The following is a 19,401-nucleotide window of genomic DNA, read 5'->3' as shown; positions in this document are numbered from 1 at the left end:
CTCGTGAATTTGATTTTACTTTAATAAATTTAAAATATCCTGACCAATATCTTTTCTAAAATAAAGGTCTTTCCAACAAATTTTGGATACCGTCTCATATCCGTGTCGCAATGCCTCTTCAACATCATTTCCAATTCCGGTTATTGCCAATACCCGTCCCCCGTTTGTGACAATCTCTCCTCCAGGCCCAAGCTTTGTTCCTGCGTGAAAGATGACAGACTTGTTATCTGCTAAAATGGTATCTAGACCTTCAATCTTATCACCTTTTTCATAATCTCCAGGATAACCACCAGCAACCATCACGATCGTCGTTGTTGTGAACTGATGCAGGTTGAAAGTATAATTTTCAAGATTGAAAGTCCCCATGGCATGAAGAAGGTCTACAAAATCGCTTTTGATTCTTGGAAGTACCGCTTGGGTTTCAGGGTCTCCCATCCTAACATTGTATTCTATGACATAGGGATCTCCATTGACATTCATCAAACCTATAAATAAAAAACCGGTATATCTGATGTTTTCTTCTTCAAGTCCTTTGATGGTAGGGATTACAATTCTTCTTTCTACTTTCTGGAGAAACTGTTCATCAGCAAAAGGCACAGGACTCACAGCACCCATTCCTCCGGTATTCAAACCGGTATCTTTTTCACCGATCCTTTTGTAATCTTTTGCTTCTGGAAGAATTTTATAGCTTTTGCCATCTGTGGCAACAAAAACTGATAACTCGATGCCTTCCAGAAATTGTTCTATGACAACTTTCTCTGAAGCAGCTCCGAATTTACTTTCTAAAAGCATTTCTTTCAGGGATGTTTCAGCTTCTTCTAAACTTAGACAGATCAAAACCCCTTTTCCTGCTGCCAAACCATCGGCTTTTAGGACGATTGGCAAATCTTGTGTTTTCAAATATGCCAATCCATCCTCAATGGTATCTTTGGTGAATGTTCTGGAGGCTGCTGTAGGGATAGCATGCCTTTCCATAAATTTTTTGGAAAAGTCCTTAGAACCTTCAAGTTGTGCGCCTTTCTTACTGGGACCAATTACCGGGATATTTTTGAGTTCATGATCATTCTGGAAATAATCAACAATACCCTTTACCAGAGGTTCTTCAGGTCCGACGACAACCATGTCAATATTATTGGTCTGCACAAATGATGCAATTCCTTCAAAATCAATAACAGAAAGGTTGACATTTTCAGCAATTTGGGATGTGCCGGCATTGCCTGGAGCTACATAAAGCTTAGAACATTTTTGGCTATTCACTATTTTCCATGCGAAGGCATGTTCTCTACCTCCGCTTCCCAATAATAATATCTTCATTGATAAAATTCGTTTTAGTTAGCGTGTTCGGAAATGAATTTAATCCTATAGACCCGAATTTCTTCTTCAGCAAAATCTTCATCTTCCAACTCTTGAAGAGCCACGCGTATATTGTCTGATTCAGCAGTCATGAAATAGTCATGAAGAATATCTTCTCTTTCTTCATCCATGATATTTTCAATGTAATAATTGATATTCAATTTCGTGCCACTGTAGATGATTTGCTCGATTTCCTGTAGTAGTTCATCCATGCTGATGTTCAGGTTCTCTGCAATTTCATCTAAATCTATTTTTCTGTCCACCTGCTGAATGATGGAAATTTTAACTTTAGATCTAGTTCCTGAAGTCTTAACGACAACATCGGAGGCAGTGATAATATCATTTTCTTCAACATAGTTTTCAATCAGTTTGAGAAAAGAAGCTCCAAATTTAGATACTTTTCCCATACCCACCCCATTGATTTGTGCTAATTCTTCCCTTGTGGTAGGGTATACTGTTGCCATTTCTTCCAAGGATGGGTCCTGAAAGATGACATATGGTGGAAGGCCTTTTGCTTTGGCTACTTTTTTTCTTTCAGCTTTCAGCAACTCAAATAATTTCTCATCATAAGCCTTGCCACCTCCAGTTGGTCCTTCTTCTACTGCGATGTTTTCGACCATTTCTTCAAAATTATGGTCTTTAGAAAGCGTAACCGAATAAGGTGCATCCAAAAATTTCTCTCCCTTTTCAGTTATTTTGATTATCCCATAATTTTCAATGTCCTTTTCAAGGAAGCCTGAAATCATGGCCTGTCGGATGACAGTTTTCCAAAGTCTTTCGTTGTCTTCCTGTCCAATTCCAAAAACACTCAGTTGGTCGTGTTTATAACTTTTGATATAATCATTAGATTCCCCACGGATAATACTGACGATATGGTCCATGTTGAACCTGTTTTTGGTCTCTTTCACCGCACTGATTACAGCGGTGAGATAGTCCATACCTTCAAATTTTTCTTTTGGCTTTTTACAGTTATCACAGAAGCCACAATTTTCTTCCAAAGTCTCCCCGAAGTAGTGGAGCAGAAATTTCCTACGACAAATGGAGCTTTCTGCATATGCAGCCATTTCCTGAAGTAGAATCTTAGCGTTTTCACGCTCTGTTACAGGCTTGTCCTTGTTGAACTTTTCCAGTTTGACGATATCATCGTATCTATAAAACATCAGACAGTGCCCTTCTAATCCATCTCTTCCAGCTCTACCAGTTTCCTGATAATATCCTTCCAATGATTTAGGCACATCATAGTGGATCACATAGCGCACATCCGGTTTATCGATACCCATTCCAAAGGCAATGGTTGCAACGATAACATCCACTTCCTCATTGAGAAAATCATCCTGGTTTTTGACCCTGACACTTTGGTCTAATCCAGCATGGTAGGGGGCGGATTTGATACCATTCACTTTGAGTAATTCGGCAATTTCCTCTACTTTTTTACGGCTTAGACAGTAAATGATACCGGACTTACCTTTTTGGGATTTGATGTATTTGATAATCTGTTTCTTAGTCTCATTTTTGATCTTAGGTCTAACCTCATAATAGAGGTTGGTTCTATTAAATGAAGACTTAAACAGATCCGCCTCTTCCATTTGAAGGTTGCGCTGAATATCCTGTTGGACTTTGGGAGTAGCTGTAGCCGTAAGGGCTACAATTGGCAATTCAGGTCCAATCTGGGCAATGATGGATTTGATTTTCCTATATTCTGGTCTAAAGTCATGTCCCCATTCTGAAATACAGTGGGCTTCATCTATAGCCACGAAACTCAATTTGGCATCTTTCAGGAAAAGTATATTTTCCTCCTTGGTCAATGATTCCGGTGCCACATAAAGCAATTTTGTCTTACCGGAAAGTACTTCTTTCTTGACCTTATTGGTTTCAGATTTATTTAGCGTGGAGTTGAGAAAATGTGCATTGATCCCAAATGCATTCAGCTGATCTACCTGGTTTTTCATCAGGGCAATCAAAGGTGAAATGACGATTGCCGTGCCTTCTTGCGATACAGCTGGGAGCTGATAGCAGAGTGACTTTCCAGCACCGGTCGGCATGATGACAAAAGTGTTGTTACCTTTGAGCAGGTTGTCAACAATTTTTTCTTGATTGCCCCGGAATTGGCTAAAGCCGAATATTTTTTTTAAGTTTTCTTTGACGATTTGATTCACAGCAAATTAATGTTTTAATGGCGCCCCTAATCCGGTATGCATTAAACTAAAAGGAATTCTTTTTTTACCTTTGTTACAAATTTAATGATTAACCGTGGCAATTTTGAAGTTAACAAAAAATATTAAAACAAGCGCAATAAAAGTCCTTCAAACGGAGGCTGATGCAATTCAAAATCTCATCAATTACATAGACGATGAATTTGAAGCCTGTGTAGAAGCCATTTTGGCTTCAAACGGTAGAGTTGTAATCACAGGAATTGGCAAAAGTGCGATCATTGCTACTAAAATTGTAGCCACTTTAAATTCAACAGGGACACCAGCCATTTTCATGCATGCTGCTGATGCGATCCATGGGGATCTTGGAATGATTCAGAAGGATGATTTTGTCATCTGTATTTCCAAAAGTGGAAACACTCCCGAAATCAAGGTCCTTGTCCCGCTTTTGAAAAGGCTCGGCTCCAAGTTAATCGCTCTTGTGAGTAATACAAACAGTTACTTGGCCGAACATGCTGATTTTGTACTCAATGCTACCATTGCGGAAGAGGCCTGTCCAAATAACCTTGCGCCGACTACGAGTACTACAGCACATTTGGCTTTAGGAGATGCCCTAGCTGTTTGCCTTTTAGAAGCAAAAGGCTTTACTTCTGAAGATTTCGCGAAATATCATCCTGGAGGTGCACTAGGTAAACAACTCTACCTTAAAGTGGAAGATGTGATTCCTAAGGATCAGGTGCCCGTAGTAAAAGAAGATGCGTCTCTTACAGAAGTCATTCTTGAGATTAGCAGTAAACGATTAGGTGCGACTTCTGTAGTAGATAATGACAATAAACTTTTAGGTATCATCACTGATGGAGACCTTAGAAGAATGCTGCAAAAAAGCACTGATGTTTCTGCAATTAAAGCAATTGACATTATGTCCAAAAATCCCAAAACTATTGCAAAAGATGAGTTTGCTATAAGGGCATTAAATAAAATGAAGGAGCATAATATTACCCAATTAGTAGCTTTGGATGGCGATAAAATCGTTGGTTTTATCCATATTCATGATTTAATGAAGGAAGGCATTGTTTAGAACAGGTAGATGAAGAAAAAACCTTATATCGTGATCATGGCAGGGGGGCTTGGTACCCGGTTTTGGCCATACAGTAGGAATATAAGGCCCAAACAATTTCTGGATGTATTAGGGACTGGGAGAACCCTGTTGCAGATGACGTATGACAGGTTTATCAAACTTTCTGACAAAAGCTTGTTTTATGTGGTAACCAACCAAAAATACTTTGACCTTGTAAAAGAGCAGCTTCCGGATATTCCTGAAAAGCAGATATTGTCTGAACCCTTAAGGAGAAACACTGCTACCTGTGTTGCCTACGCCTGCTATAAAATAGCCCAGATTGACCCGGAAGCAAAAATTGTTGTGACTCCTGCAGACCATTTGATCCTTCAGGAAGAAAAGTTTCATGAGAAAATAGATATTGCTCTGGAAGCAAGTGAAGATGGGCAAAAATTGATAACCATTGGTATAAAACCCAATAGACCAGAAACAGGCTATGGTTACATTCAATTTATCTCCGAACCTGGTAATCCTGTAAAGAAGGTAAAAACCTTTACAGAAAAGCCCAATAGCAAGTTGGCCAAAACATTTTTGGAAAGCGGAGACTTTGTCTGGAATTCAGGAATGTTCGTCTGGAAAGCAAAAGGCATTATTCATGCTTTTGAAAAGTATATGCCGGAGTTGGCAGAGGTATTTGAAGAGGGAATTCAATATTTCGACAAGGAAAAAGAGGAAGCTTTTATCAAAAAAGCCTATTCTTTGGTGAAAAATATTTCCATTGATTATGGCGTCATGGAAAAGGCCGATGAGGTATACATGGTAATGGGAGATTTTGGTTGGTCTGATTTAGGGTCTTGGACTAGCTTGTATGAAAACAAGCCTAAAGACAAATTCAACAATGTGCTTGATGCCAATGCCTTGTTATATGACACTGAAAACTGTTATATCAAAGTAGATACCGATAAATTGGTAGTGGTAGAAGGATTGAATAACTACCTAATTACAGAAAGTGATAATGTATTATTAATCTGCAAGTTGGACGGGGATAAAAAATTCAGGGTTTTTGTTAATGATGCCAAAGGAAAAGGAGAAGATTTTGTATGAGTACTAAAGATATTACTATCCAAGAAGCGCAGGATTTAGTAGATCAGTGGATCAAAACTGTAGGGGTCAGGTATTTTAATGAATTGACTAATACGGCTATTTTAATGGAAGAAGTAGGGGAGTTGGCAAGGATTATGGCCAGAAAATATGGGGAACAGTCTTTCAAGGATTCAGATTTAGGAAAGGACCTTGCTGATGAAATGGCGGATGTGTTGTGGGTGTTGATTTGCTTGGCCAATCAGACAGGAGTGGATTTGACTCTTGCCCTTGAAAAAAACTTTGAAAAGAAGAATATAAGGGATAGAGAAAGACATCAGAACAATGAAAAGTTGAAATAAACCTTTTATGCTGCTTCCTGTTTTCCCAATATGAAAAAGGAGCACTTACCTACAAAGATTTGTCCTGTTTGCAATAGACCATTCACTTGGCGGAAAAAGTGGGAAAAGAATTGGGATAATGTTAAGTATTGTTCGAATAAATGTGGGGGATTGGGCAGGAAAAAGAGCAATACAAGTCAATAAAAAACCGGCGGTTTATATTACCGCCGGTTTTATTTTAATAGTCAAAGTCACAGGATAAATCCTCAGAACCGATTGGCGCACCTTCTGGAACAGAAAGTTCTACAGGGATGCTTAATTTCTCAGGCAAATCCAAAAACGCAATGATTTTATCTGCCAGATACTGGTCAAAATTGTTTTTGAGCGTATTTTTCAGACCTGAAGGGTTAGAAGCCAATGTTCTCGATCTAAATTCATTTCTGGAAGGATTGTCAAACAGGAAGTCTTTCAATTTTCTTCTTACTTCTGCTTTGACAGAGCTAGAGGCTTGTGGATGGTTAGCCAAAGCGATCATATGGTCAACCAATTTTGACTGCGTCATTCGTTTGATTTCACCTTCATATGTCTCATTTGAGTTTTCACCGAATACAGCATCTACAGTTTTGTCAAGAACATTTGTAAATGAGGGTAAATTTCTTTCAAATAGTGCCTGTTGATGTAACCTATTAGCTCTTCCAGCCTCAAATAAGAATCCAAAAACCAAATCGACCACATTTTCTGCTGGTGACAATGGGTCAAAATTAAGTCCATTTCTAGATGGAAAAGTTTCCCTGTTTCTCGAATAGCCCATTGGCCTTGGAGGTAACCTATCTAAAACATGATCTGGAACGGCTAGTGCTTTTGGATGAATAGCACTAAGTAGGCTGTTTAAGGCACGGTTTTGTTCAGTTGCATCAAGTCTGGATTGGATTCTTTGATTGTCTCCTTTTATTTTGTAGGTATAATCCAATCCGCCAAGAATTTTGGCAGTTGCTTCTATTTGGTATCTGTGCATCAGATACAAGGGTACAAATACTTCTTCCATCAAGGCTTCCGGTTGCCCTTCTTCAATACTGTTGAGGCCAAAAGAATTCATTTTATTTCTTCTTATTGTCATCAATCTGGTTAATTCCTGGCTTGCAGAGGCTCCATTATCCCAAAGATGGGCATGTGGATGGGATCCACTTGGATGCCTCGAATCAACATCTGAAATAAATGTATGTCCTGCACTGTAAGTATCTTCTAAGATTCTGTTCAGATATTTTTTCTCATTTTCACCTTCAGGGATGGTGGCATACCCATAAGTAATTGCCCATTTATCCCAATCGCCAATTTTGTTATCGTAGGCATCTGAAAGATCTATGTTTCCGTTATCATCCATTTTAATAACAGGATAAGGATAATCCATCACAGAGGCTCTGTTTGTCGGTGAAGAAGCATATGCGTGGGCAAGTCCTATCGTGTGGCCAATTTCATGCGCAGAAAGTTGTCTTAGGCGTGCAAGAGCCATTTCCAACATTTTAGGATTTTCAGGTTTTCCATCTTCAAAAGGCTGCAATAAACCTTGTGCTATTAAGAAATCCTGTCTTACCCTGAGAGAACCTAATGTTACATGTCCCTTGATAATCTCTCCTGTTCTAGGATCCCTTACTGAAGAACCATAAGACCAACCCCTGGTTGAACGGTGTACCCATTGAATGACATTGTACCTGACATCCATAGGATCCATATCCTCAGGTGCCAACTCTACCCTATAAGCGTTTTTGAAGCCAGCTGCTTCGAAAGCCTCTGCCCACCAGTTACCTCCTTCTATTAAGGCGGTCCGAACAGGCTCAGGAGTTCCCCTGTCTAAGTAGTATACAATGGGTTTTACAGGCTCAGATACTGCAGCACTTGGATCTTTCTTTTCCAGACGATGCCTGGAAATAAATTTTTTGACCATTGGTTCACCGATTTGACTGGTGAAATCCATATAACTGATGTGGAAATATCCTGCCCTTGGATCAAATTCACGTGGTTGGTATCCATCATCTGGCAACTCAATAAAAGAATGTCTTTGTCTTACAGTGATGGCCTCCGGAGAAGGTGTGACTGAACGGATGTATCCTCCTGTTGCATTTCCTGTTACAGTTATAATCGCTTCAACTTCTGTGTTTTTAGGGAAGTTTTTAGTCATGGGATAGTAGATGGACGATCTACTTAAATCAACTTTATAACTTCCCTGACGGCTATTTCCAAGTTTTTCTGCCACCATATGGGCATCCTGCAAATAGAAGGAAGTGGCATCTACCAAATATTTTTCATTTTCGGTCTGACTGATTTCGAAACCCCAGATAACCGACTCAGCAAAAGCATCTTTTACTGCTTTGACTTCAAGAGGGTTGTCGCTGTAAGCCCTGAAGTCATAATTTTTATGAACCAACAGGAGTTTGTTACCTGCTTTTCTGAATTCCACAATTCGGGTCCTGCCCAACTGACCTCTGTCCAGTCCAATGTCATTTGAACCTACACCTGCCGGCATAGAGTTTACATAAAGGAACTCAAAATCAGTTTTATCGACTTCCAGATAAATTTTTCCTTTGTCTTCGTCGAGGTAAAAGGTGAAGAAACCTTCTTTTTTGGATAATTTGCCCTTATCTATTGTCTGGGCAAATAGAGGAAATGATATTGTGCCAAACAATAAGATAATGAGTGATAATTGTTTTTTCATGCTTCGGTGGTTTTGGTCCTTCAATTTATTAAAATCATTTAAAGCATGGTGAACCGATAGTGGAATTTATCGATTGAATTGATATCTGAGCTGAAAAGTAGTTTCCGTTATTTGGTTTCCCTCAATCTGTTGCAGTCCAGATCCGATTGTTTCTCGGTCAGTATAAATGGTTTTGGAATACCTGGCCCACAGACTTAGCTTTTGATTGATTTTTAATTGACCGAGAATGTAATAGCGCATTCCCTGACCATGGAGCGCAGGAATAGAAAATAACCAAAGGACATTCCTTTCATAGATGAATTGTCGGTTATCAAAATCATCTGTGTCAAACAGTACGAACCTGGAAGACAGCCGCCATCTTTGATAATCCATATTGATGTCCTGACTAATGGCAAAGCCACTAGTTTTGCTACCATTGAACCTGAAAGTACTGGATGTAACCCTTGATTTGATGCTCCAATGTTTATTCAGACTATGATCAAGATTGAAAACATAATTCCATCTCTTACCCTGATCCAATAAATAAGGAGATTGAAAACCAGGGTATTCACTGATATTTCTTGCTTTTGATTCTTCCCTAACCTGTACAAAAAGCAAGGTTTTTCGTGACGGAGAATAAGAAAATCTACTCAGCCATTCATGACCTGAGGAGGGGGCATACACTCTGAACTTAAGCCATGGAAATTGAAATGAATCGTAGTAAAATGCCCAATTGTACTTTTGGTTTGGTTTAAAATTTATTCCCAGATAGAGTCCTTTTTCATTGATAGGTCTCGAACCCTCTCCAAATGAATTCCCATAAAAGCTATGAAAATTCCTGTCATAATTTCTCCAAAGCACCGAAAGAGACAATTTAGGGTGGAGGCTGCTCATCATCCCTATGACTGAACCCTGACCCCCACTTTTGGAAATGGCTGATTCACCAAAGAAATAGAAGTTTTGAAAGTTATAGGAAAAATATAGGCTATTGATATAGTTCTCTTGTCCATAAAATTCAAATTGATTATAAATCCTTTCTGTTCGGATAAAAGGTTTACTAAACTGGCTGAAGAGGCTGTTGAATCCAATTTGAAAGTCTTTTCTCCTGTTTTCATAATGGATGTTCCCACCGATGTTTTTTTCTCTTAATTGATTTTTATTACCAATTTCAGTTGGGGTACGATGCAGACCGCTACTTTGAAGAGAAGTGATAATGGCTTCTTCACGTTCTAAAGAATCCAACTGAACTTGAATATTTCCATCTCTTGGAGCATTTGAAGCCAATAAGGTAACTTTGAAAGGGCCACTTTGGACTGTTGTGGCTATACCTCTGAAAAAACCGAATTCCAATGCAGCTGTATATGGCCTGATGCCTAAACTACTTCTCCTGACAGTGGTGATGGTTTCTCCTCCTTTTCCAGCATTGAATCCTGCACCGAAAACCAAGCCTTGGCCAAATTGTAATTGATAATCTCCAATGGAAATGGTCTTAAACTTGCCTTTATTGTAAAGGATGAAATGATAGGATAAAAAATTAAACCCATACCTCTTGGTATTTGGGTCCCAGATCAATTCTTCACCAGGATCCTTATCCACAGTGAATCCCAAACTGAAGTCCTTGGTCTGTTGAATTCTAAACCTACTGTATAAGCTGTTCGGATCTCCCAAATATCTACTGGTGAGACGGCCATTGTTCAGTGTGTCCGGTGGAGTAAACCCCCTTCTCGTTTCCCAGACCCTTCTGTGTCGGAATAGAAAATAGGCATCTTTAGCGGTTTGAATCCTTTCTAAAAGGGAACTTGCAGTCTTGGTGCTTTCCTCTAAAACCACAAATGGCAATAATTTATAAATTGTCTCTAGGTCAAATTCCGGTATAGCTTGAAGTTCATAGATAGATATCAGTTTTCCGAATTTTTCAGTATGTTCAAAAAAATGATTAATCTGACTTGGAGATAAGAGGTAGAGCGAATTTAACTCTTCTGGACTAGTCCTGTTTAGATTGATTGGATTTAAAAATACCTGAAGCAATCCTTCATATAAGTCCTCATATTCATCCTCAGTTTTCTGCATGCCAAAAATATTCTCAATGAAGGACTCAATGTCGATTTCTCCCTTTCTATAAATTTGGGAGAAAGTGGGGATGCTAATAACGACACAAAAATAGCCTATGAGGAAACTTTTTTTCATCGCTGACCAAAAAGAAAGTTGCAGGAAAAATGATGGGTATAACCTAGTTGGGGATGCTGTGTAGTGGCATAATCAAAGTGAAACTTTCTACTTTGGAAACCAAATCCAAAAAATAGATGATTTGTAAATGTAATGAGACCGCTCCTTGCCCAAACTTTGTTCAGTATGTTATATTCTAGTCCTATTTTCAAAAGAGGGTCCAGCAAAATATCTTTTTCAGCCTCTACATTTAACATTACTTTTTCGGAAGGTCTGAATGATACTCCAGCTTTAACTACTGTAGGCAGGTAATCATGTGAATTCTTCCCATACTTTGCTCTTGTTGGATTATAGATATGTGCACCAAAGAATAATTGAGGGGTAAGTTCGGCAATTCCTCCGAATTCAATGATTGCTGATCTACCTGTTCCAAAGCCTTCCATGCTTGTCTGAAAATAATTGATTTTTAGACCTAGACTTGCAATTCCCATTTGGTTTGAAAACCCCAAGCCTATCTGGTTCTGTGAAAAATATTCAGAACCAAATGAAGAAACTCCGATTCCAATAGCTGATTGGTTTGATTTAATCACTGCAGCGGCAGCTAAGGTGGTTAACTCATCAAGCTGAAGTCTATGGTCGTAAGAAAATGTCACCTGGGAGTTCTTCGCCCTACTCAATCCCCCCACATTGTTGAATATACTCCAAACATCTCCCATGGTGACATGTGCATTTCCAAGCCCAATACTTCTGGCACCTCTTGGTAATGTTTCAGTCCCCATCTGACCAAAACAAATTTGTAAATGCCAGAATAATAGACATGTGAAAACACCCTTCTGCATAAAAAAATACTTGAACCTAATTTAAAATTAGCTCAAAGCTGAGAGCAGAAGAAATTTTAATCGGATAATAAACGAATAAGTTGGGAAGTCTTAAAAAGGAGCTTTTACATTGATAAAAAAAGCACCTTCATTCTTACTGTTGATCGAATATTCGAAGCGAAATACCATGTCATAGAGGCTCACCAGGTCAAGACCCAGGCCATACCCATATAAATATTGATTGGTCAACCTGAGGTTTTCCGGTATTTTGTTTCTGTCATTGACATATCCATGGTCAAAATTTGCGCTTAAGTAAACTTTGAAAGGCAAATAAGAAAATTCATCCAAGGGCATGTAATCTGATACATCTATTCCCCAATCAAAGAGTTTAAATCTGAAGCTGTTTTTATGTACCAATACTTGTTGGCCTTCAATGACATTCAATTCATAGCCTCGTATGAAATTAGGATTGTAACCAATGCCACGTACCAAACTGAAAGGCTGTCGTTGCCCAAAAAAAGTATTGAAAGAAAGACCTGATACAAAGTGAAAATTATCACTAAATCTAAAGTATTTGTTTGCATTTAAAGTGAATTCAGTATCCTTTATGTCATCTGATCCTAAGATTCCATAGCGGGTAAGTCCCAGATTCAGCAGTTGTCCATCAGTTGCATAAGCTATATTGTCACGGTTGTCATGCCGGTAAGAATATCCTAAAAGAAAATACTCCAAACTATTGGTACCATGAAGAAAATAAGCAGGGTTTTGGGTAAAAACATCCTCATTGATAGAAGTTTTGTTATATCCTGCTGTTACGAAATGAAAATTATAATAACTGCCCCTGAAAGTATATCTTAAAAATGCAGCGGTGTTTTTTCTAAGCACATCTTCATTTTCATTTCTGTAAAAAACCTGCCTGTTGAATTCTGATTTAACAGGGATAGTTTTTTGGGTAAAATAGGTGAATTGGGCAGCAAGCCCGTGCTTTTGTTTTCTATCAATATAAGGTTTGCTGTAGAGTACTTCAAATACCTTGGTAAAGCCTAATTGTCCCCCAATTCTTAATTTTTCATTTCTACCACCTACATTATTATGTACCAATCTTCCTCCATAATTTACCCTGGAAAGGTCTCTGTTTTGATTGGTCCACCATTCGGCTAAGTTTCTATCTGCGAGGTTCAGAATGATGTTAGGTATGATATACCAACGTTCAGTTAGGGAAACCAAAAGTTCGATCTGATCGGTACCTGTCAATAAAGGGGTTATTTCTACCGAATTAAATAATTGCAGGTTATAGATTTTCTTTTTGTCTGCTTCAATGATAGAAATTAGATCTTCCCATTCGTAATAAATACCTTCCTGAAGATCGATTTCTCTCATGATGATATTTTTCTTTGTCTTTTCATTCCCGATAATAAAAATATTATTGATCACAACTTTGTCGGGAACTGTTGAAAGCCTTTGTTCAGTACTATCAACTGCTTGGGGAAAAGCAAAGGAAGGGAGTAATACTGCGCAGAATAGCAAGTAGCTTAGGTTGCAATATGTAAAAAATCTTTTCAAGTCTTTTGTTGATTGGGTGTTAAGTAAGGAACTTTTACAGCCCTTTTGGCTTTATCATGGAAACGATCAGGAAATTGAAGACAATCATTCGTAAAATAGCGGTTTTTCCCGTTTTGGTCTATCAGTATTTAATATCTCCTTTATTTCCTTCAGCTTGCAGATATACACCTACCTGCAGTCAATACACCAAGGAGGCAATTCTTAAGCATGGTGTATTTAAAGGAGGTTGGTTAGGAATTAAAAGAATTGCCAGTTGTCACCCATGGGGAGGTCATGGTCACGATCCCGTGCCATGATCTTCCGCAGGTTTAAATCCCTTTTTTAAGGCTAAAATGATCAAAACTATACCCCCTATAACCAAAGGGATACTTAAAGATTGTCCCATATTGAGGGTAAGCCCTTCTTCAAATTCAACCTGATTTTCTTTGAGATATTCCCAGACAAATCTCATTCCAAATACAGAGACTAGGAATAAGCCAAGAAATAGTCCATCAGGTAATCTTGATTTATACCTGAACCATATCCAATAAAGGAAAATAAAGATTATCAGATAGGAAAGAGCTTCGTAAATCTGAGTAGGATATCGTGCTACACCAAAAGTGTAGACTGTTACCAAATAGTGATCTCCATTATCATATAAATCAAAATTCAGTGGTGTTTCAGGACTTTCAGCCAAATACTTTTGAGAACTTCTAAACCTTGTCAGCACGTATTTGACATCCGTCTCTATGGCAGTTTTTAAATCAGCCTCACTGTATCCTCCTTTTTCTACTTTGATATCAAAATTTACCGGAACAATGCCATTTCCTGTCAATTCGTTCTCGCGGTTTTGAGGTTTGTAAGCATCTACAGATGCAACTGGTATCCTCAAGGTTTCTAATATTTCTTCCGCATCTCTGGCAAATACAAAGCCACTGTCTGATTCAGTCGGTTTTCCGCCAATTTCTGAATTCATTAGGTTGCCCACTCTTATAAGTGCACCCGTCATGGCGACTACAATTACAATCCTGTCTACCACCCAAAGGTAACTTTGCGTAGGTATTTTTCTCGCATAGAGATAAAGCGCAAACAGGATAGCGATGGCGGCACCATGACTGGCAAGACCACCTTCCCAAACTTTCAAAATATCAATGGGATTACTGAGGTATTTTTCAGGTTCGTAGAAAAGGACATGGCCTAATCGGGCTCCAATGATAGTGGACAATACCATGTAAATAGTCAATTTATCAACCAACCTTTCATCCTGTCCCTCTTTTCGATAAATGTAAAACATGATCTGCTGTGAGATGATAAATCCCAAGGCAAATAGTAAACTGTACCATCTTAATCTTTCAAAACCTGGAAAAACCGAAGGATTTGGGCTCCAGACGATATAACTTAAAATTGACTCTATGTTCATTTTTCTAAAATTTGTTCTCGGAGATTGTGAAATTACCGTTTTTTAATAAGTATCCAACTCTTTTAACTCTTCTTCAAACCCTCCTGAGAGAATTGGGAATCTACACCAGCTTTTTGGGTCTACGCTAAACTCATCCAAATGAAAAGAAGGGGCTAGTCTTTCCCGCTTCCATTGGTTTCTCGACCACAATCTGAAGAATTTCTTTACATATGTTTTCAGAAGGTCTGGTTCAATTTCAATCTCTTCTTTTAAAATCAGGTAAATATCAATGGGGGATCTTCTGTCTCTTATGGCGAGTTTCTCTATTTCCACAATTAGGGAATACGGCATCAAATCAGATTCGTCCGTTTGTAGGTTTTCGGTCGGCCGGAGTTCTGCAGTAGGGGAAAGACTGTTGACCTTAGCTAACCCCGGGTAATCCAAATTCTTCTCAGCCCATAAAAGCCACTGACGGATAAAGTGCTTGTCCACAGAAGCTATTGGCGAGATACTACCACTGGTGTCACCGTCCATAGTCGCATAACCCACATCTCCCTCGCTCCGGTTTGATGTGCTCAGCAATAATGCGTTTTTGATATTGGCAAGCATCCAAATGATGGGAGACCTAGTCCTTGCCTGAATATTTTGAAGGGCCAAATCATCTTCCTTCCAGGTTAATTTACGACCTAAAACATTTTCAATTTTTTCTGTATAGGACTTGACTTCGTCAGAAATTTCCCAGTTCAAAAATGCAGCGCCAATACTTTCGGCAAGTACTTTGGCACTTTGAAAGGTGCTAAAAGATGAATTTTCGGAAGCCTGATAGGCTGTAGTGAAAATTTTCCCAACAATTTCCCTTTCAGGCTGATTGGTTTTGGTGGTATAATCAATCCCAAGTTTTATCAGGAAACGTTCTTTACCTAATTCCTTGATACCCCTTTTGACCATTTCTGCTACTAAAATGGCTATAGTGGAAGAATCGGCACCTCCGCTCAGGGAAAGTACGAAACCTTTTGTTTTGCTTTTGCGGAAATAATCAAAAAGTCCTAAAGAGGCAGCTTGGACAAATTCCTGGTTTTTTTCATGAAGACTGTCTATTTCGGGTTTTATTTCTTTATCCTTATCAAAAGAGAAAGCTTTAACTTGATAATCCTCAAAAGAAAGTAGTTGGTTTTTCAAAAATAATTTCCCTTCCCGTGCCACCAATATTTCACCGTCGAAAATCATCTTTCCACTTTCATTTCCCAAAAGATTGACATAAAAGTAGGTAGCATTGAAAAGCTTTGAGCTTTCTTTCATCAATTCCTCCCGCTGAATGCTTTTGCCCATAGCAAAATGGCTCGCACTCGGATTGAAGATTACATCTACCTTTCGGTCTTTAAGTCTATAACCTGGCCTGTCTTTTCCACGCCAGGCATCTTCACAGATTTCAAAGCCATATTTTACTCCATTCTTTTCAAAAATGATATCCCCCAAAGGGACTTCTTCATCCACTAAAGAGTAGCTAATTACTTTGCCGTGCTCCCAGGGTGTAAACCATCTGAATTCATAATGGACTCCGTCAATGGCCATAAATTGCTTAGCTACAAGGGCTTTTAGCTTTTGGTCCTCAATCACAGCCATGCAGTTATAAACTTTTTCCTGTATCCTGACCGGTACACCGACAGCAACAGTGATATCATTGCAAAAGGGGAGGAGATTTGCCAGCTGATTGATGGCTTTCTGGGGATACCAATAACTCAGGTATAAATCCTCACTGCCATATCCGGTAATGGCCAATTCAGGAAAACAAAGTAGTTCTACTTGTTGACGCTGTGCATCTTTAATAGCATCAACGATGCGGTTGAAGTTACCTGTCCAGTCAAGTGGAGTTTGGTTGACTGTAGCACAGGCAATATTGAGTAATGACATAGTTGGAATCGAAAGCTACTTAACACCAATCCCAAAGATAGTGTTCTAAACCGCTATATTAAGTTTTTCACAGGCATTTTTAGAGGCTTCCTGCTCAGCTTTCTTTTTAGTCTGCCCTTTTCCCTCCGAAAGTAGTTCCCCTTCCACAAAAAGCTGTACATGGAATTCTTTGAAACGTTGGTTGCCTGTCACTGAAACAGTCCTAAAGTCAACCTCTTTATTTTCTTTTTGAGACCATTCAATGATTTTACTTTTGAAGTTGGAAGTTGTGGTGATGATTCCATCAACATCATAATGGATGATGATTCTCTTCAAAATGAATTTTTTACAAAATTCATATCCTCTATCCAGATAAACAGCACCGACCATCGCCTCTAAGGTATCTCCAAATATGGATTTGTGAGCACTTAGGTTTTTCCCCTTGTATTCGTTTTCGATGATTTTAGAAAGTCCGATTTTGACGGCTATCTGATTGAGCGTTTCCCTATTCACCATTCTGGAACGTGTTTCAGTCAAGAAACCCTCATCTCTATAGGGGAATTTGATAAAAAGGAATTCAGCCACCACAGCGCCTAGAATGGCATCTCCCAAGTATTCCAGTCTTTCATTGGAAATCTTGAGGCCGTTGATGGATTCTTCAGCCATCGAATAATGTTTGATGGCCAGTTTGTAAAGGGATAAATTAAAAGGCTTGCTGCCCACCATATGTTTGATGGAGGCAGCAAGCCTTCTTTCTTGTTGATTATAGAACGCAGCCTGTAATCTAAGTAATCTGGACAGTTTCAATTTCAGTCGCTGATTTTTTTGAAAATGACGGAGGCATTGTGCCCGCCAAATCCAAAAGTATTACTTAATGCTGCCCTGATTTCTCTTTTTTGCGCAGTATTGAAAGTCAGGTTTAATCTGCTATCAAATTCCTCGTCGTCAGTAAAGTGGTTTATGGTCGGAGGAACTAAGCCATTGTTAATAGCCAGTATGGATGCTATAGCCTCTATGGCACCTGCGGCGCCCAAAAGGTGTCCAGTCATCGATTTGGTACTGCTGATATTCATATTGTATGCGTGCTCTCCAAATACCTTCTGGATGGCTTTGATTTCGCTTACATCGCCCAATGGGGTGGAAGTTCCGTGAACATTGACATAGTCAATATCTTCAGGACTCATACCAGCGTCTTCAATAGCATTGAGCATTACATTTTTGGCACCTTCACCGTCAGGGTGAGGAGCTGTCAGATGGTAAGCATCAGCGGACATTCCACCACCTACCATTTCTGCATAGATTTTGGCTCCCCTGGCTTTTGCATGCTCATAATCTTCTAATATGAGACAGCCTGCCCCTTCTCCTAATACAAAGCCATCTCTGTCTTTGTCAAATGGCCTGGAAGCAGTCTGGGGAGAATCATTTCTTTGAGAAAGTGCTTTAAGGGCATTAAACCCTCCAACCCCCGATTCTGTGATCGTCGCTTCTGTTCCTCCTGTTACAAAAACATCCGCTTTACCTAATCTGATGTAATTAAATGCATCAATAATAGCGTTTGTGCCAGAAGCACAAGCAGAAACTGTTACAAAATTTGGGCCTCTGAATCCGTACTTGATGGAAATAAATCCAGCACAGATATCAGCGATCATTTTCGGAATAAAGAAAGGATTGAATCTTGGTGTACCGTCACCTTTTGCAAATTCGGTAACCTCGTCCTGGAAAGAGCGTAAACCTCCAATTCCAGAACCCATGATGACGCCTATTCTATTTAGATTGGATTTTTCAAGATCAAGACCAGAGTCTATTATAGCCTGATCGGCTGCTATCAAGCCCATTTGTGTGAAAAGGTCCATTTTTCTGGCTTCTTTTCTTTCAATGAACTGGTCAATATCAAGACCTTTTACCTCACAGGCAAATTGGGTTTTGAAAAGTGAAGCATCGAATCTAGTAATAGGCGCAGCACCGCTCACACCATTTGAAAGACCATTCCAGAAATCTTCGACGGTATTACCAATTGGTGTGAGGGCACCTAAACCTGTTACTACAACTCTTCTTAAATTCATAAATGAATTTTAAGTGATTATTTATTTAACGTTTGCTTCCAGATAGCTGATAGCCTGACCAACAGTGCCAATTTGCTCAGCTTGATCATCCGGAATAGAGATATTGAATTCTTTTTCGAATTCCATGATGAGCTCTACTGTATCCAGAGAGTCAGCACCAAGATCATTAGTGAAGCTAGCCTCAGGAGTAACTTCAGATTCTTCAACGCCCAACTTATCAACGATAATGGCTTTTACTTTTTGTGCAATTTCAGACATTTTTTGATCAGTTTAAATTTAAACACTCCGCAAAGAAATATATTTAATGCCTTATTGCCAAAAAAATGTCTTAACTAAATTCAAGTAATTCTCATAGGGGGTTGACTTTGGAGGAATATTTCTAACTTTGTTTTTTATTACTTCATCACCTTAATGAAGAAAACAAGGCTATTAATTGAGCATCAATATGATTTTGATTTACTGGGTTTGGTAGCTCCTGTAAAGGACTATAAAATGGCCTGGCTGCTCAATCATACATTAGGAATTCACCTGATAAAAGCGAATGACTTTGAATTGGAATTCGTTAATCAGCCGCTCTTGAAAATATCCCAATATATGGATCAAAAAGATCATGGTTATACTCAGTTACTCAAAAACAGATCTTTTTCAGATGGTGTTAATGCACTGTATCTTGTGCCCGAATTGAGGTTTATGGACTATTTTCTGTTGGTTCAGGACCACACGTTCGAATTGAATATTAATGCGTATATTGAGCAGCTAAGTCAGGTAAGATACATTCAAAATGTAGTTAAACTTGATGTGAATAAACTGAAATCAAAAGATAATCTACTAACCTATTAATCCCAATTAATCA

The 19,401-nt window shown here is 38.9% G+C and carries 17 protein-coding genes; 6 read left to right on the top strand and 11 right to left on the bottom strand.

Going from position 1 to position 19,401, the window contains the following annotated elements; genetic code table 11:
* Positions 1-15: 15 nt before the first annotated feature.
* Both purD and recQ read right to left on the bottom strand, forming a co-directional pair.
* Positions 16-1,314, bottom strand: a complete 1,299-nt coding sequence (gene purD, locus ACFFIP_RS04010) for a phosphoribosylamine--glycine ligase (RefSeq protein ID WP_382386275.1) — start codon at positions 1,312-1,314, stop codon at positions 16-18.
* A gap of 14 nt (positions 1,315-1,328) precedes the next feature.
* On the bottom strand, positions 1,329-3,509 hold the full coding sequence (gene recQ / locus ACFFIP_RS04005) for a DNA helicase RecQ (RefSeq protein ID WP_382386274.1): 2,181 nt from the start codon (positions 3,507-3,509) through the stop codon (positions 1,329-1,331).
* Between the two features lie 103 nt (positions 3,510-3,612).
* Between recQ and ACFFIP_RS04000 the strand changes: the two genes are divergently transcribed.
* From ACFFIP_RS04000 to ACFFIP_RS03985, 4 genes are read left to right on the top strand one after another with little or no spacing between them, the layout of a single operon-like run.
* A complete protein-coding gene (locus tag ACFFIP_RS04000) occupies positions 3,613-4,581 on the top strand; it encodes a KpsF/GutQ family sugar-phosphate isomerase (protein ID WP_382386273.1) in 969 nt (322 codons plus the stop codon).
* A 9-nt stretch (positions 4,582-4,590) separates the two neighbouring features.
* Positions 4,591-5,664 carry a mannose-1-phosphate guanylyltransferase gene (locus tag ACFFIP_RS03995; RefSeq protein WP_382386272.1) on the top strand — a complete coding sequence of 358 codons (1,074 nt, stop codon included), beginning with the start codon at positions 4,591-4,593 and terminating at the stop codon, positions 5,662-5,664.
* Positions 5,661-6,002 (top strand): nucleotide pyrophosphohydrolase, encoded by a 342-nt coding sequence (locus ACFFIP_RS03990; RefSeq protein WP_382386271.1) that lies wholly within the window; start codon positions 5,661-5,663, stop codon positions 6,000-6,002. The genes ACFFIP_RS03995 and ACFFIP_RS03990 overlap by 4 nt, the downstream gene beginning before the upstream one ends.
* A 30-nt stretch (positions 6,003-6,032) precedes the next feature.
* Positions 6,033-6,185 (top strand): DUF2256 domain-containing protein, encoded by a 153-nt coding sequence (locus ACFFIP_RS03985; protein ID WP_382386270.1) that lies wholly within the window; start codon positions 6,033-6,035, stop codon positions 6,183-6,185.
* 34 nt (positions 6,186-6,219) lie between these two features.
* On the opposite strand, the gene ACFFIP_RS03980 is transcribed toward ACFFIP_RS03985, so the two are convergent.
* From ACFFIP_RS03980 to ACFFIP_RS03965, 4 genes are all read right to left on the bottom strand, one after another.
* The gene (locus ACFFIP_RS03980) at positions 6,220-8,691 is read right to left on the bottom strand and encodes a zinc-dependent metalloprotease (RefSeq protein ID WP_382386269.1); all 2,472 of its coding nucleotides are present in this window, start codon (positions 8,689-8,691) and stop codon (positions 6,220-6,222) included.
* Positions 8,692-8,757: 66 nt separating this feature from the next.
* On the bottom strand, positions 8,758-10,857 hold the full coding sequence (locus ACFFIP_RS03975) for a helix-hairpin-helix domain-containing protein (RefSeq protein ID WP_382386268.1): 2,100 nt from the start codon (positions 10,855-10,857) through the stop codon (positions 8,758-8,760).
* Positions 10,854-11,615 carry a PorV/PorQ family protein gene (locus tag ACFFIP_RS03970; RefSeq protein ID WP_382386267.1) on the bottom strand — a complete coding sequence of 254 codons (762 nt, stop codon included), beginning with the start codon at positions 11,613-11,615 and terminating at the stop codon, positions 10,854-10,856. Before ACFFIP_RS03970 ends, ACFFIP_RS03975 begins: the two co-directional genes overlap by 4 nt.
* A gap of 150 nt (positions 11,616-11,765) precedes the next feature.
* A complete protein-coding gene (locus ACFFIP_RS03965; protein ID WP_382386266.1) occupies positions 11,766-13,217 on the bottom strand; it encodes a BamA/TamA family outer membrane protein in 1,452 nt (483 codons plus the stop codon).
* A 56-nt stretch (positions 13,218-13,273) separates the two neighbouring features.
* Here ACFFIP_RS03965 and yidD point away from each other — a divergent pair, with 56 nt between their 5' ends.
* Positions 13,274-13,513 (top strand): membrane protein insertion efficiency factor YidD, encoded by a 240-nt coding sequence (gene yidD, locus ACFFIP_RS03960; protein WP_382386265.1) that lies wholly within the window; start codon positions 13,274-13,276, stop codon positions 13,511-13,513.
* Here yidD and ACFFIP_RS03955 read toward each other — a convergent pair.
* Genes ACFFIP_RS03955 through ACFFIP_RS03935 form a run of 5 tightly spaced genes read right to left on the bottom strand, consistent with a single transcriptional unit; the run spans position 13,495 to position 18,806 of the window.
* A complete protein-coding gene (locus tag ACFFIP_RS03955) occupies positions 13,495-14,616 on the bottom strand; it encodes a prolipoprotein diacylglyceryl transferase (RefSeq protein ID WP_382386264.1) in 1,122 nt (373 codons plus the stop codon). The two genes, yidD and ACFFIP_RS03955, sit on opposite strands and share 19 nt — an antisense overlap.
* A gap of 42 nt (positions 14,617-14,658) precedes the next feature.
* The gene (nadE, locus tag ACFFIP_RS03950) at positions 14,659-16,506 is read right to left on the bottom strand and encodes an NAD(+) synthase (protein ID WP_382386263.1); all 1,848 of its coding nucleotides are present in this window, start codon (positions 16,504-16,506) and stop codon (positions 14,659-14,661) included.
* Positions 16,507-16,551: 45 nt separating this feature from the next.
* Complete coding sequence (gene rnc / locus ACFFIP_RS03945) at positions 16,552-17,292, bottom strand: ribonuclease III (RefSeq protein WP_382386262.1); 741 nt, start codon at positions 17,290-17,292, stop codon at positions 16,552-16,554.
* Between the two features lie 2 nt (positions 17,293-17,294).
* Positions 17,295-18,548 (bottom strand): beta-ketoacyl-ACP synthase II, encoded by a 1,254-nt coding sequence (gene fabF / locus ACFFIP_RS03940; RefSeq protein WP_382386261.1) that lies wholly within the window; start codon positions 18,546-18,548, stop codon positions 17,295-17,297.
* A gap of 21 nt (positions 18,549-18,569) precedes the next feature.
* Positions 18,570-18,806, bottom strand: coding sequence for an acyl carrier protein (locus ACFFIP_RS03935; protein ID WP_008629501.1), 237 nt, complete (start codon positions 18,804-18,806; stop codon positions 18,570-18,572).
* 153 nt (positions 18,807-18,959) lie between these two features.
* On the opposite strand from ACFFIP_RS03935, the gene ACFFIP_RS03930 reads away from it, so the two are divergent.
* Complete coding sequence (locus ACFFIP_RS03930) at positions 18,960-19,388, top strand: IPExxxVDY family protein (RefSeq protein ID WP_382386260.1); 429 nt, start codon at positions 18,960-18,962, stop codon at positions 19,386-19,388.
* Positions 19,389-19,401: the final 13 nt, after the last annotated feature.

This window comes from Fontibacter flavus (genome assembly GCF_042432905.1).
GTDB lineage: Bacteria > Bacteroidota > Bacteroidia > Cytophagales > Cyclobacteriaceae > Fontibacter > Fontibacter flavus.
Note: the sequence above shows the minus strand (reverse complement) of the source record. Positions and strands in the feature narration are given on the sequence as shown.